Genomic DNA, 13,895 nt, shown 5'->3' with positions numbered 1-13,895 from the left:
CGCAGAACGAGTACCCGTAGAGGATTGCGCGTTTTGTGCAGGTTTTCCCCCGGACTTACGTACAAATGAGACATCATGTGTATGAACGGAATATGGTTGTTCCAGGCTTTTGACAATTAAGTATCTACGCATAAATATTTAGCCATTTTTCATGCACGACTGAAATCACTGTATCCAGTGCTCATACCAAACTGTAATCTAAAGCGTAAAACTGAAATGCCTCAAGTACCTCAGTTTTAAGGATACTGCCAAAATCTAAATTACGTCTTAGAAGGCGGATTGGTATCAGAAGGCCCGCCTTGAAAATAGAGGCTGAAACCACGTAAAATCGTTCCAGGTTGATTTTGAGTAGTGCGGCTCCACAACCAAAACAAACAAAAACCTGGAACAAATAATCATGAGACCATTTCTGTTCGTTAGTGATTTAGATTACACACTTGTAGGTGATGACCAAGCTTTAGAAGAACTGAATGGGGAATTAGATAAACATCGAAAACAATATGGAACAAAGATAGTTTATGCGACAGGGCGTTCGCCAGCATTGTTTAAGCAGTTAGCTGCAGAAAAATCTCTTTTGGTTCCCGATGCGCTAATTAGCTCTGTCGGAACTGAAATATACTTCGGTTCTAATTATGAAACTCCTGATCCAGAATGGTCTATCAGGTTATCAAATGCTTGGAACCGTGATTTGGTAGAGGAAATAGCTGCAAGGTTTGTGGAACTGGTTCCTCAGCAAGCATCTGAACAGCGTCCTTTTAAAGTTAGCTATCTTCTTAAAGAAGAAACTGCAACAGAAGTGTTACCTCAAGTCAAGCATTTACTAGAAAAACAAAATATAAAATTTAATTTAATTTATAGCGGTAGCCAAGACTTGGATATCCTACCTTTTAATGCTAATAAAGGTTTAGCTGTTAAATATTTACAGGAGAAATGGCAATTTACTGCGAATGAAACAGTGGTGTGTGGTGATTCCGGTAACGATATTGCTTTGTTTAGCGTAGGTGAAGAAAGAGGAATTATTGTCGCAAATGCGCGTCCTGAATTACTTCAGTGGTACATGGCAAACAAAACTGACTATCGCTATTTTGCAAAATCTTATTATGCAAATGGTATTATCGAAGGTTTACGCTACCTTAACTTTATTTAACAAGTAGCTTGTAAAGTAAATTGTTTGAATTACTGTTCATCTGTAGCACCTAAAGCGATGAGAGTAGCTTTCTGCGCTTGTGTTAAACCTTGAGCCCCAAAAATTTTCATCCCTTTATAAGGTTTACTGTCGGGTTCTAATGTGTCTAAAGTTTCACCTGTAAAGATATCCCATATCTTGATAGTCTGGTCTTGACTGCTGCTAACTAGAAGACCTCCTTTTGGGCTAAAACTAATAGATTCTATTGCACCTCTGTGTCCTTCTAAAATACGAATACACTCTTTCGTTTTTGTACTCCATAGACGAATCTTTTTATCATGTCCACTGCTTGCTAAGACGACGCACTTATCTACACAAAACGCGCAATCCTTGCCAAACAAGGCTGGATTTTTAGTATGAATCGACAATTACTTCTAATAAACTGCTTGATTTGGTGTTAGCGCAGCGAGACCGGAGGTCTTCCCAGCACGGCGCAGGCGGGTTTCCCACGCCCTGGCGACTGGTGAACCCGAAGGGTTGGGCAAACCCCAGCCGTAGGCGACCTACGGTCCACTTCGTTAACGCTACGAAGAGCGACAAAAATGGACAACCCTTGTATTTTTGCGGCTTTGAGTCAACTAGTTTTACCCAAGTTCTTGGGTCTAGCCGCAAAAATACACCCAAATCTTTCGTCTTACGAGTAGACATTGTTGTCGGGTTGTCCATTTTTGTCTATGGAAAATGAAGCGGCGCATTTCACGATTTATCGTGGAGCGCAGAACGAGTACCCGTAGAGGATTGCGCGTTTTGTGCAGGTTTTCCCCCGGACTTGTAAGATTCCGAATAGGAACCCTGGTTTTATAAATATAAAACAACGCTATGTTTTCGTAATGAAAATCGGCGTATATTGATACTTATTTTTGCATCATTATCAACAAAAACTGTCTCAAACCCTTATTTTCGGGTTGAGAGTGGCTAATATTTGCAATTGGCGTTAAGCGTAGCTCTCCGTAGGAATCGCCACTCGTTATCCAGTCATAGAGAGGCATTGGTATTTTTCGGAGATGTCTATTGTGTTCTGAATACATAATCCCAGCAGATACACCCCGTCCTACTTATGCAAGCCAATGTAAATCATTGACTGCTGCAAAACAACAATACCCAGAGTTAAAGCGGGTTCAATCTCAAGTATTGCAACAAACATTGAAAAGGCTTGAACAAGCTTTCGTGTCAATGTGGGAACGTGATTTTGGATTTCCGCGTTTTAAGAAAGTAGGACAACTACGTTCTTTTGTATTTCCCCAATTAGGGAAAGAATCATTAAAGCGTGGACTTGTTAAACTTCCTGTGATTGGGTGGGTTAAGTTTAGGCAATCTCGTGATATTCCGACTGATGCAGTTGTTAAGCAAGCACGAATTGTCAAACGCTCCTCTGGTTGGTATGCAATGCTAACCCTACAATGGGATGTGTCTGTTCCGCAGCCCATGCCCCACAGTGAAGCGTTAGGCGTGGATGTGGGATTAATGAGTTTTGTTGCTACTTCCAATGGTCTTTGTGTCAAACGTCCTAGGTTTTTTGTAGACCTCCAACGCAAGCTTAAATTGCTGAGGCAAAAAGCGGTGTGGATTTTCCTCCCGCTTTATTGCCGTGCAACAACGAGTCAGTCGCAAAAAAATAGGGTCAAACAATTGGCGCAAAGCGATAGCATTGGTGGCGAAGTTGCATGAACGTATTGCTAACACGAGAAAAGACTTTCACTGGAAAGTAGCACACCAACTTTGCGAGCAAGCCAAAACAATCTTTGTTGAAGATTTAAATTTGGTTGGTTTGTCTAGAGGAATGCTTGGAAAACATTGTTTAGACGCTGGATGGGGTCAATTCTTCCAAATTCTTGAGCAATGCTGTTTCAAGCGTGGTGTCTATTTTCAGAAAGTTGATAGTAAAAAAACAAGTCAAATTTGCCCTAATTGTGGTACAGAAACGGGTAAAAAAGATTTGTCAGAACGTGTTCATGTTTGTGGAAATTGCGGCTACACAACAGATAGAGATGTTGCAGCCGCTCAAGTCGTCCTCAATAGAGGGTGTGCAGCCGTCGGGCAGACGGTCAAGATGCGCGGCTTCGGGTAAATTCATTGGAGTCCCCATGAAGCAAGAATCCCACGGCTTAAAATCAAAACCTTAGGCGTAACCGTGCCGTAGGCAGCGTAGCGATGTTTTGATAGCCGTGGGAGTGTCAACACCAAAAAGTTTATGCTGATTTGGCACCAATCTCATCTTTTTTGAGATTTCATATAACAAGTTGACCAATAACAGGAGTGAGGAAGTGAGGGGTGTGGAAAAATATACTTCCTAGTCTTCTGTTCCTTGTTCCTGCGAAGTTGACGCATTGTCCCCGCCAGGAACAGGGCAGGCTTCCAAGCCCCACGATTCATCATGGGGTAGACAGATCAATAAATAAAGCCTGCCCTGTTCCTGGTACGTGTAAGACCCCCGTGACCAGTTGTGCTAAAACCGAGATTGGATGATTCTAAACAATTTACAGATGCTAATTTTAATATATTCAGAGAAGAAAAAAAAGCATCAGCCTTGAGCTTCTAAAGAAATTTATACAACACCGGAGTTTTCAGGAGTGGTGACTATTTTTCAGTTTTTACATGGCTTAGCTACCAAGCTCAACAATCCTCTCCACAACCTCAAAACTCGGTTAGGACTTGCGATTGAAGGCAAAAAACAAGTGAAAATTCCCCAGTTGCAAGCTCAAGATGAAATTGCCAACTTCTCTAAGTACAACTTTGCAGAAGTTCGTAGCGTTATAGTTCGTAATTGTGCTTTAGCGCTAAAGCGCAACTACAAGCCCTTATTGCGATACGAATTTATGAAATGCAGTACTAAATCTGTGGATCTGCTTATTTCCAGTTTGACACAAGATCTCAAAGCCAGTCACGCTCAATTGCAGCTAGAAATCACCTCCAAGCTGATGGCGCAGGAAATGCTACGACAAAGTGAAGAGAAGTTTCGTCTTTTAGCACAAAACATTCAAGAAGTTTTTTGGCTTCAAGACTTTAAAAGCTCTGAAATTATATATATTAGTCCTGTATACGAGCAAATTTGGCAACGTAGCTGTGAGAGTTTGTATAGCAACCCTAATTCTTGGTTAGAAGCTGTTCATCCAGAGGACAGAAAACGTGTAGTTACCAATATTCAACAAAATATATATAGCTCTTACCATCACGAATATAGAATTAAGCAACCAGGTGGTTCTGTACGTTGGATTTGGGACAGTAGCTTTCCAGTTTACAACAATTGTGGAGAGATTTATCGTCGAGTCAGAATCACCCAAGATATTACCGAACGAAAACAAGCAGAAGAAACACGTTTAGCGTTAGAAAAAGAAAGAGAAATTAATCAACTCAAATCTGAGTTTATTATCATTGCTTCCCACGAATTCCGTACACCGTTGACGACCATTTTGTTATCTTGTGATTTTCTCAAAAATTCTAGTGAACAATTATCTTATGAGAAAAAAGAGCGATATCTAAATAAAATTAAATCAAACGTGAAATATCTCAACGAAATACTAGAAGATGTCTTAATTGTCAGCACATCAGAAGCAGGAAAACTGAAATTTGAACCGACGCCTATAGATTTGAGCAGCTTTTGCTTAGATTTAATCGAACAGCTACAGATGAGTGCTGGTGAAAAGTATCATCTTAACTTTGTTGAGCAGTGCGATTACAGTTCTCAAAGAAAAGAGTTTCTTTGGTTAGATGAAAAACTACTTAGACATATACTCACAAATTTACTTTCAAATGCTATTAAATATTCTCCCCAAGGTGGTACGATTCAATTTCAACTGATTTGTGACCAGAAAAGTGTGATTTTCCGCATTCAAGATGAAGGGATTGGTATTCCAGAAAAAGACTTACCTAAACTATTTACCTCATTTTTTAGAAGTTGTAACACAGGGAATATTCCTGGAACTGGTCTAGGATTAACCATTGTCAAAAATGCAGTTGAATTGCATGGAGGACAAATTACTGTAGAAAGTCAATTAGATGTGGGTACAATATTTACTGTGATACTACCACTTAATAACAAATTTGCAGTGGAGAAAACTATCATAAATATGAAAACTAATTAGTATTTAGAACAGAATAAAGTCTTGCGTTAGATGCTTTAGTTAGGCTGCTTCAGGTTACTGCTGAGACAGTACTTGGAGGCTCCGCAGGTGAGGTGATTGATCTCTAACTGCTCACGTATCATCACGATTTGACTCCCATTGCGTCGTCTTCTGTGCCAAGCTGAGAAATGCTCTTATTACTGGAGAGGAATCATGCTGCCGCCAAGCAAGATAAAGTCCGGTCTTAGGTGTCTGCTCTTGTAAAGGTCTGTAAATGACTCCGCTTCTGTGGAAATTTTGCAAGGAGGCGGGAACGAAAGCGATGCCCAGTCCTGCTGCAACCAAGCCGATGATAGTTTGCATCTGAACTGCCTCCTGAGCAACTTTCGGACGAAATCCAGCTTGTTGACAAATGTTAATAATCTGCTCGTAAAAGATGGGTCCCATTTTGGCAGGAAATAGGATAAATGATTCCGAAGCCAAAGTAGAGAGAGACACTTTGGTCTGGGCAGAGAACGGATGGGTTTCTGGCAACGCCAATACCAATGATTCTTGCAAAATGCATTCTGTACTCAAACCTGGCTCGATGATGGCAGAACGAACAATGCCGACATCAACCTGTTTGTGATGCAGGGCTTGAATTTGCTCTTGCGTCGTCAGTTCATGCAATCGCAGTTCTACAGCCGGAAACTGTTCTCGAAAGACACTTAAAATATCTGGCAGTACGGTATACGTTGCAGATCCGACAAACCCAATCGCCAACCGTCCAACCTCACCCCGCCCTATCCGTTGTGTCGCTTCGATCGCCTGTTCGAGTTGCGCTAACACCAGATAGGAGCGCTCTAAAAACACTTTGCCTGCTTCAGTAAGCTGCACTTGCCGCTTCGTTCTCTCAAACAGCTTGACTCCTAGTTCATCTTCCAAACCGCGAATCTGCTGACTGAGCGGGGGTTGGGAAATGTGCAACCGCTGGGCTGCTCGACTAAAATGCAGCTCCTCAGCCACGGCGATGAAGTAGTGCAGGTGCCGTAGTTCTATCACAATTTATATCTCTAACCTATTAATCTTAGTCAAATATATATTGGACAGTCACATGAGTGTCTCCTATCGTAAGAGATATGAGGCGCGTCTCATCATTTTTGGATTGGAGAAAGCAAATGAACAATGAACACAGCGTATGGCGAATTTCGTTGGCTCACAAAATTGCTCCTGCTTTCACTGCTCATCCCAAAGTGGAAGCATGTTTTGTGTTTGGTTCAGCAGTATTAGGGATTTCAGACCAGTATTCAGACCTTGAATTGGCGTTTATCTGGTCACAACTGCCGTCTGCTGAAGAATTACGAGCCACAGCCCAAAGTATTGGTGTCACAGGGTGGGAAATTGAGCCGTATGGGGAAGCGAAACAGGGGTGGTTGGAGCAGTTTTATCTGTCTGGTATGAAAGTCGAAGCGGATCATTGGGCGCGAGATACAATCGACAATATCGTGATTGATGTTGTTGAGCGTTACGATGTGTCGCAAAACGGGCTTGTGTTTGAGAAGCAAGCGATCGCATTTCATCTTCAACGCGCAGTGGTTCTTCAGGGCGAAGACATCATCAAACAGTGGCAAACTCAGCTTTCCCCTTATCCTGAAGAACTTGCAGTTGCGATGGTTCAAAAGCATCTGAATTTCCGCCCGTTTGATGGTCAACACATCTTGACCGAGCGCCTTGAGATCCCGATGCTATATGAGAACAAGTGCGCCATTGTGCGACGGCTGCTCAACATACTGTTCGGGCTGAACCGCATTTATCACCCCGGCTTCAAGTGGACACGCTACTGGGCTGAAGAAATGAGCATCAAACCGTCTAGTTTTTTCAATCGACTAGAGCGTGTTTTTCAAGCTGAAGCTGTAAGCGGAATTCATGAGCTACGCCAACTTGTTGAGGAAGTTCTCGCTCTTGTGGAAAGGACATTACCACAAGTTGATCTCAAGCAGCAGCGCGAGATATTCGATCGCATTTACCCCAGGTGGAAGTTACCCGTTGATGACTGAACTTACAGCCATTCTCGTTTGCCTGAGCCACGCATCTACTCATCCACACACCACTGTGGTTGATTCATCTGAAAATCGCTGTAACTGCTTTCAATAAACAGGCTAACAATCGCAATGCACCGGAACAAAGTCAAGCGATCGCTAAGTTGCATAGAGTGTTTGTGTCCGGTGATTGGAACCGTTCGGCGTCTCTCGCTGGCGGAACAAGCTAAATACGCCAAGTAGAGGATTATCCATGATGCACATCAAGACATTTCTGCTTGTTACTACTCTAGCTATGGTATTCACTATCATGAGCACCACTGCCGGACTCTCACAAACCTCCAGCAAAGGGGTCACGACAGCCGATGTCATCCACCAACTGCGTATCTACGAGATCTTCGATGGTAATAAAAAGGCGTTCCACGAACGATTCTCCGATCATGCGATGCGCATCATGGCGCGATACGGCTTCAAGATTGTGGCGACCTGGGAATCTCGGCACCATAACCGCACGGAGTTGGTCTATCTGCTCGAATGGCCTGACACGGGAACGATGGAGGAGCGGTGGGCGAAGTTCATGTCCGATCAAGAGTGGGCCCAGATCAAGAAGGCGACGGCTGAGGCGCATGGTTTGCTCGTCGGCGACATCGAGGATCGGACATTAGAGTTGACAGATTACTCGCCAGGCAGACGGCTGGCGAACTAAAATTCAGAATTTAAGTCAGGAGAAAGTTAAGTGATTATATTTAACGATAAAGTAGCGATTATTACTGGCAGTGGACGCGGTTTAGGAGCAGCCTATGCTCGTTTGTTGGCAGAAAGAGGGGCGCGAGTTGTCATCCACGATGCAGGCGTTAACAAAGAAGGGACTGGTTTCGATCCCAATGTGGCGGCTGATGTCGCCCATAAAATTTGCGAAGCTGGTGGAGTTGCGATCGCCAGCGATGTACTCCTGGATAGCCGAGACAACTGCCGCAGCCTGGTAGAAATGACGCTAGAAAAGTTTGATCGCCTCGACATTTTGATCCACAATGCGGGATGGGTTGCTTATCAGTCAATCCAAGACCTGACCCCTGAGTTTCTCCAACGCGCCATCAACATTAATTTAGAGGCACCAACATGGCTGGCTCAAGCTGCCTTTCCGATAATGAAGCGACAAAACTACGGACGGATTGTGCTGACGACTTCGGATAGAGCTATTTATCAGCAATATGCACTCACTGGTCTCGCCCCTTATGCTATGGGAAAAATGGCACAGATAGGTCTGATGAATGTGCTCGCGGTTGAAGGCAAAGAGCATGGAATTCTCGTGAATGCGATTTCACCGGTAGCCAAAACGCGGATGTGGAACGTACAAGATGAGCCAGAGGATTTGCGACCCGATCAAGTAGCCCCCGGAGTGTTATATCTCGCTTCTGGTGAATGCCGAGAGTCTGGATTTATATTAAGGGCAAGCAATGGTCAATTCACAGCCGTGCGCTGGATCGAGCGAGACAACGTGGACTATCCATTAAACCTTGCCGCTGTTGAAAGTTCTACTGCGGAGGATTTGGCTACTCGCTGGCAGGAGATTGCTGCGGATGTTGCGTTTTAAGGACTGGGCTTGTACTTCTTTGATGGTCTTTCGGGAAACAATCGAGATTATTGGTGGCAGCGTAGTTGAAACGATGTGGGTAACCTATTCACTCATCTCAAAAACCCGGTTTTTTTTCGTTGAAAAGACTGATTTTGAGTTGAGTTAACGATGAAGTTACGGGGTTTTTAGCCCCACAAACTGTCTTTAATTTTGAATTGTTAATGGGAGTTTCCGGATGACTTTCAAACATCAATGAGTGATGAGTAGGACAACAAGTCTGTTTACTCATCACTCATGATTTTTCACAGTCTGATAAGAACTATAAAAAACTATTTCCCAAAGCCTTTACCACGACTCGTAGACGGCAAACAAACGCAGTTTTCAAGCTGTTGTAGTAAAGTCTCACGATCTAGATTTTGACCAATCAGCACTAATTGATTTTTCTTCTCACCTTTCCACTCATCATCATCTAAAGTAAAACGTTTACCGCAAAGATGGAAAATATGACGTTGAGGGCTTTCGTCAAACCACATTATCCCTTTTGCTCGGAAGATTGTTTCAGGTAGCTGATTATCTAGGAAATATTGAAATTTTCTAATGGCAAAAGGTTTGTCACTCTGGAAAGATACGGAAGTGAAACCATCATTTTCTAAATGATTGGAGTGATGATGGTGATGTTCATGATCATGATCATGATGATGCTCATGGTGATGGTCATGAGTACATTGAGAATGGTCATGATCGTGTTCATGATCATGGTTATGATGGTCATGATCATGGTCATGACTATGCGAACTCGCAGCATCAGCAAAATACTTATCTGACTCAAACAAGCCGACACTCAGAATTAAGGGTAATGGTACTTGTGCTTTTGTGGTACGGAGAATTCTCGCTCCTTCTTTAACTTCCCGAAGTTTTGCTTCGAGTTTTTCTAATTCGCTTTGAGAAACTAAATCCGTCTTATTCAGCAAAATCACATCACCATAGGCAATTTGGCTGTAAGCTGCTTGAGAATTGAATAAATCCAGACTGTAATTCGCTGCGTCTACAACCGTAATAATTGAATCCAAACGGGTTAAGTCACGTAACTCGGTACCAAGAAATGTCAAAGCAACTGGTAGCGGATCTGCTAATCCAGTTGTTTCCACAACGAGATAATCTATCTTGTCTTGGCGTTCTAGAACTTTGTAAACGGCATCTACTAAGTCACTATTAATTGTGCAGCAGATACAACCATTGCTTAACTCCACCATATTATCGTCATTACTGGTGGAGACAATTAACTCGTTATCGATGCCAATTTCGCCAAACTCGTTTACTAAAACAGCAGTTTTCAGTCCCTGCTGATTGGTCAGGATATGATTGAGTAAAGTCGTCTTACCGCTACCGAGGAAGCCAGTAATAATTGTTACTGGTAGTCCTTTTTTTGGTGCATCAATTGATTGAGATTCGGAACTAACTGTTTGCATAGCGATGCTGTGAAAAACTCAAAATAGTCAAAATAAAGAATGTAGCGCACAGAGGACAGAAAACACTAGCATAAGGTAGCTGGTTTTTCATTCCAGTTATTCTCCCCTATTATTACGTATCTCTATTTCAGCAGTATCACGCTTGTTATGACCCTAACTATTTACAATACACTTACTCGCCGCCAAGAATCCTTTGAAACCGTTGAACCTGGAAAGGTTAAGATGTATTGCTGTGGCGTGACAGTGTATGATTATTGTCATTTGGGTCATGCCCGTTCCTATATCGTCTGGGATACGATACGTCGTTATCTCCAATGGCGCGGCTACCAAGTGCATTATACTCAGAATTTTACTGATATTGACGACAAGATTCTTAAGCGTGCCAGAGAACAAGGCTCCACAATGGAGGCGGTGGCAAATCGCTTTATTGAGGCATATTTTGAAGATATCCGCCGCTTAAATGTCATGGATGCTGATGAGTATCCCTGTGTGACGGAAAATATTCCTGCCATCATTAAAATGATTAAAACTTTGGAAGAAAAAGATTACGCTTACGCTGTCAGTGGTGATGTTTACTACAGAGTGGAACGTTTTCCTGCATATGGTAAGCTTTCTGGACAAGAACTGGAACAAAAGCAGGCGGGTGCAGGCGGGAGAGTAGATCCTGAAGATCCAGAAGGAAAAAAACAACATCCCTTTGACTTTGCTCTTTGGAAAGCCGCAAAACCAGGAGAACCAGCCTGGGACTCGCCCTGGGGAAAAGGTCGTCCGGGGTGGCATATTGAATGTTCAGCGATGATAAGAGAAAGACTGGGTAAAACTATTGATATTCATGGTGGAGGAAGAGATTTAATATCTCCTCACCACGAAAATGAAATTGCTCAGTCGGAAGCTGCAACGAATCAACCACTCGCTCGTTACTGGATGCATAACGGTATGGTGATGGTGGATGGTGCAAAAATGTCTAAGTCTTTGGGTAATTTTATCACGATTCGCGAGTTGTTGGATGGAGTGGAAGCGCAAAGTCGTGCTCCTGTAGATCCGATGGTTGTGCGCTTGTTTGTGTTGCAAGCCCATTATCGCAAACCGCTTGATTTTACGGAGCAGGCGATCGCCACAGCTTCCGCACAGTGGAAAACCCTTAAAGAAGGTTTACTATTCGGCTATGTACATGGTGAAAAACTTTCTTTTACTAATGATGGTCATCAGCTAAATAAAAACCTCATTCAAGAGTTTGAAGCGTCGGGAGATGATGATTTCAATTTCTCCAAAAGTTTAGCAGTGCTGTTTGAATTAGGCAAAAAGTTACAACGCGAGGGAAACCTTCTCGTGCATGAGGGAAAAACAGAAACTTCATCAATAGAATTACAAAAACAGTGGTACACATTAGTTACACTCGCTCAAGTTCTTGGAATAGAAGCCAAGCTAGAAGTGGAAACACCTCAAACTAGCAGTATTAGCGATGCGGAAATTGAAGCACTGATTCAGAAAAGACACCAAGCTCGCAAAGCAAAGAATTTTGCCGAAGGCGATCGCATTCGTGATGAGCTACAAGCACAAGGTATTACCCTAATTGATAGCCGCGAAGGTACTAAATGGCACCGCAACTAAGAATTCAAAATTCAAAATGGACTGCGTCCCGCTGCGCTAACAAAATTCAAAATGAATGAGACAAAATGCAAAATGAGTAGTGAGCATAAAGCAATTACTGATAGAACGTTTGAGTTTGCTGTCCGCATTGTTAAACTTTGCCAGGTACTAAATGAAAATTCGGGAGTAGCTCAAACACTTTCTAAACAGTTGATAAAGTCTGGAACGTCAATTGGGGCAAATGTTGAAGAATCGCAATCGGCACAGAGTACAGCCGATTTTATTAACAAACTAGAAATTGCTCTGAAAGAGGCGAAAGAAACAAGATACTGGCTTCGACTCCTGATTGCTACGGAATTGATGCCAGAAAGCCGCTTAGTATCTATTATAGGAGAAATTAACGAAATAATTAGGATAATAGCTGCTATCGTCGTCAAAACCAAACAAAATCATCAAAAATAATTTCTTCAATTTTGAACTTTGAATTTTGAATTTTGAATTGTTATGTGGTCAGAACTTACAAAAGCGATCGCTCAAATAAATATATCCGCTGATTGGCTTGGTATAAGAGTCGTCAAAGAAACATCATCTACTTGTCATGTCCGTGACGGTATACCCCAAAGTAACGGTAAATTCTCTACGATGGGGTTCATGCTCGAAGTTATGGTCAATGGCTGTATAGGATATGCAGCGACTAATTCGCTCGCGATGCAAGACTTGCAAGCCGCTGCTCAAAAAGCATATACACAAGCACTTGCAGCTAGTGAGTGGTGGATACATCCGTTTAAAGCCGAGAGTGAGCGCCCTAAAGTTGTTGGTCAATATATCTCGCCGTTTCTTAAACCTTTTGATGCTTTGAGTCCAGGGGAAATTAACGATTTACTTGTCCGTGTTTGCCATACGCTAAGAGTTTCTGACCAAATTGTACAAACTCTAGCTAACACGACAACAAGCGAGAGAGAGACTTGGTTTGTCAGTAGCAATGGCTCGGAAGTGTATCAAAAATTTATGTTTTTTGCGACACATTATGGAGCAACAGCACAAGACGGTGCAATTGTCCAGCAACGCACTCACAACGGTTTGCAAGCGAACTGTTACCAAGGTGGACTAGAACTTTTCCAAGAAGATAACTTGTGGCTTCAGGTGCTCTCAGTTGGTGAACAAGCAGTAGAACTGTTAACAGCAGAAGAATGTCCAACGACTCGCACTGCATTAGTCTTAGCTCCAGACCAAATGATGCTGCAAATTCACGAAAGTGTTGGACATCCTGTAGAAATTGACCGAATTTTGGGCGATGAGCGCAATTACGCTGGAGGTAGCTTTGTCAATCAGAGTGATTTCGGCACTTTGGTGTATGGTTCTCCTCTAATGAACATAACTTTTGATCCCACTGTACTTGGTGAATTTGCCAGCTATGGCTTTGATGATACAGGTGCTGTGGCAACGCGAGAGTATTTAATCAAAGAAGGCGTTCTCCAGCGAGGTTTAGGCAGTTTAGAAAGCCAAGCAAGAGCAAGTGTACCAGGAGTCGCTTGTGCTCGTGCTTCTTCTTGGAATCGACCAGCAATTGACCGTATGGCAAACTTGAATTTAGAACCAGGAGAAAGTTCTTTTGAAGAAGTCATTGCTGGTATCGAACACGGAGTCTACATGGAATCCAATCGTTCTTGGTCAATTGATGACCGTCGATATAAATTTCAATTTGGTTGCGAGTACGCTAAATTGATTGAAAACGGCAAACTCACCAAAACCCTCCGCAATCCCAACTATCGAGCCACAACTCCAGAGTTTTGGCACAGCCTAGTCAAAGTCGGAAACTCCTCTACTTGGGAAATGTACGGCACTCCTTATTGTGGCAAAGGAGAACCAAACCAAGCAATTTGGGTAGGTCACGGTTCACCCATTTGTGTATTTGCGAACGTGGAAGTCTTTGGTGGCGGCTAAAAATTCGCTGCCTACGGCACGCTACGCTAACATTCACGCATTCGCCCATTC

Annotated in this window: 13 protein-coding genes; 10 read left to right on the top strand and 3 right to left on the bottom strand. The window is 42.8% G+C overall.

The genetic code is table 11. The features are described from left to right. Positions 1-397 precede the first annotated feature (397 nt). Positions 398-1,147, top strand: coding sequence for a sucrose-phosphate phosphatase (locus tag DP117_RS30055; RefSeq protein ID WP_169221857.1), 750 nt, complete (start codon positions 398-400; stop codon positions 1,145-1,147). Between the two features lie 29 nt (positions 1,148-1,176). Here DP117_RS30055 and DP117_RS30050 read toward each other — a convergent pair whose 3' ends face one another. After that, positions 1,177-1,554 (bottom strand): hypothetical protein, encoded by a 378-nt coding sequence (locus tag DP117_RS30050; RefSeq protein WP_169221856.1) that lies wholly within the window; start codon positions 1,552-1,554, stop codon positions 1,177-1,179. A gap of 643 nt (positions 1,555-2,197) precedes the next feature. Here DP117_RS30050 and DP117_RS36625 point away from each other — a divergent pair. From DP117_RS36625 to DP117_RS30040, 3 genes are all read left to right on the top strand, one after another. Then, entirely contained in the window at positions 2,198-2,854 is a 657-nt protein-coding gene (locus DP117_RS36625; protein ID WP_248277886.1) for a hypothetical protein, read from the top strand. Continuing rightward, positions 2,775-3,254 carry a transposase gene (locus DP117_RS36620; RefSeq protein ID WP_339381062.1) on the top strand — a complete coding sequence of 160 codons (480 nt, stop codon included), beginning with the start codon at positions 2,775-2,777 and terminating at the stop codon, positions 3,252-3,254. The genes DP117_RS36625 and DP117_RS36620 overlap by 80 nt, the downstream gene beginning before the upstream one ends. Positions 3,255-3,756: 502 nt before the next feature. Next, positions 3,757-5,268, top strand: a complete 1,512-nt coding sequence (locus DP117_RS30040; protein WP_339381061.1) for a PAS domain-containing sensor histidine kinase — start codon at positions 3,757-3,759, stop codon at positions 5,266-5,268. A gap of 111 nt (positions 5,269-5,379) precedes the next feature. Here DP117_RS30040 and DP117_RS30035 read toward each other — a convergent pair whose 3' ends face one another. Beyond that, positions 5,380-6,285, bottom strand: a complete 906-nt coding sequence (locus DP117_RS30035) for a LysR family transcriptional regulator (protein ID WP_169221860.1) — start codon at positions 6,283-6,285, stop codon at positions 5,380-5,382. A gap of 119 nt (positions 6,286-6,404) precedes the next feature. On the opposite strand from DP117_RS30035, the gene DP117_RS30030 reads away from it, so the two are divergent. From DP117_RS30030 to DP117_RS30020, 3 genes are all read left to right on the top strand, one after another. Continuing rightward, positions 6,405-7,283 (top strand): DUF4037 domain-containing protein, encoded by an 879-nt coding sequence (locus tag DP117_RS30030; protein WP_169221855.1) that lies wholly within the window; start codon positions 6,405-6,407, stop codon positions 7,281-7,283. 292 nt (positions 7,284-7,575) lie between these two features. Continuing rightward, complete coding sequence (locus tag DP117_RS30025; protein ID WP_211176420.1) at positions 7,576-7,971, top strand: NIPSNAP family protein; 396 nt, start codon at positions 7,576-7,578, stop codon at positions 7,969-7,971. 30 nt (positions 7,972-8,001) lie between these two features. Further along, positions 8,002-8,859, top strand: coding sequence for an SDR family NAD(P)-dependent oxidoreductase (locus DP117_RS30020; RefSeq protein WP_211176419.1), 858 nt, complete (start codon positions 8,002-8,004; stop codon positions 8,857-8,859). 311 nt (positions 8,860-9,170) lie between these two features. On the opposite strand, the gene DP117_RS30015 is transcribed toward DP117_RS30020, so the two are convergent. Next, positions 9,171-10,310 (bottom strand): GTP-binding protein, encoded by a 1,140-nt coding sequence (locus DP117_RS30015; protein ID WP_169221854.1) that lies wholly within the window; start codon positions 10,308-10,310, stop codon positions 9,171-9,173. A 147-nt stretch (positions 10,311-10,457) separates the two neighbouring features. Here DP117_RS30015 and cysS point away from each other — a divergent pair, with 147 nt between their 5' ends. The 3 genes from cysS to DP117_RS30000 all read left to right on the top strand — a co-directional run bounded on the left by cysS (position 10,458) and on the right by DP117_RS30000 (position 13,844). Further along, positions 10,458-11,921 carry a cysteine--tRNA ligase gene (gene cysS / locus DP117_RS30010; protein WP_169221853.1) on the top strand — a complete coding sequence of 488 codons (1,464 nt, stop codon included), beginning with the start codon at positions 10,458-10,460 and terminating at the stop codon, positions 11,919-11,921. A gap of 72 nt (positions 11,922-11,993) precedes the next feature. Further along, on the top strand, positions 11,994-12,362 hold the full coding sequence (locus DP117_RS30005) for a four helix bundle protein (protein ID WP_169221852.1): 369 nt from the start codon (positions 11,994-11,996) through the stop codon (positions 12,360-12,362). Positions 12,363-12,404: 42 nt separating this feature from the next. Further along, positions 12,405-13,844 carry a TldD/PmbA family protein gene (locus tag DP117_RS30000; RefSeq protein WP_169221851.1) on the top strand — a complete coding sequence of 480 codons (1,440 nt, stop codon included), beginning with the start codon at positions 12,405-12,407 and terminating at the stop codon, positions 13,842-13,844. Positions 13,845-13,895 lie beyond the last annotated feature (51 nt).

Source organism: Brasilonema sp. UFV-L1 (assembly GCF_012912105.1).
GTDB lineage: Bacteria > Cyanobacteriota > Cyanobacteriia > Cyanobacteriales > Nostocaceae > Brasilonema.
This window is presented reverse-complemented; position numbering and strand designations above follow the sequence as displayed.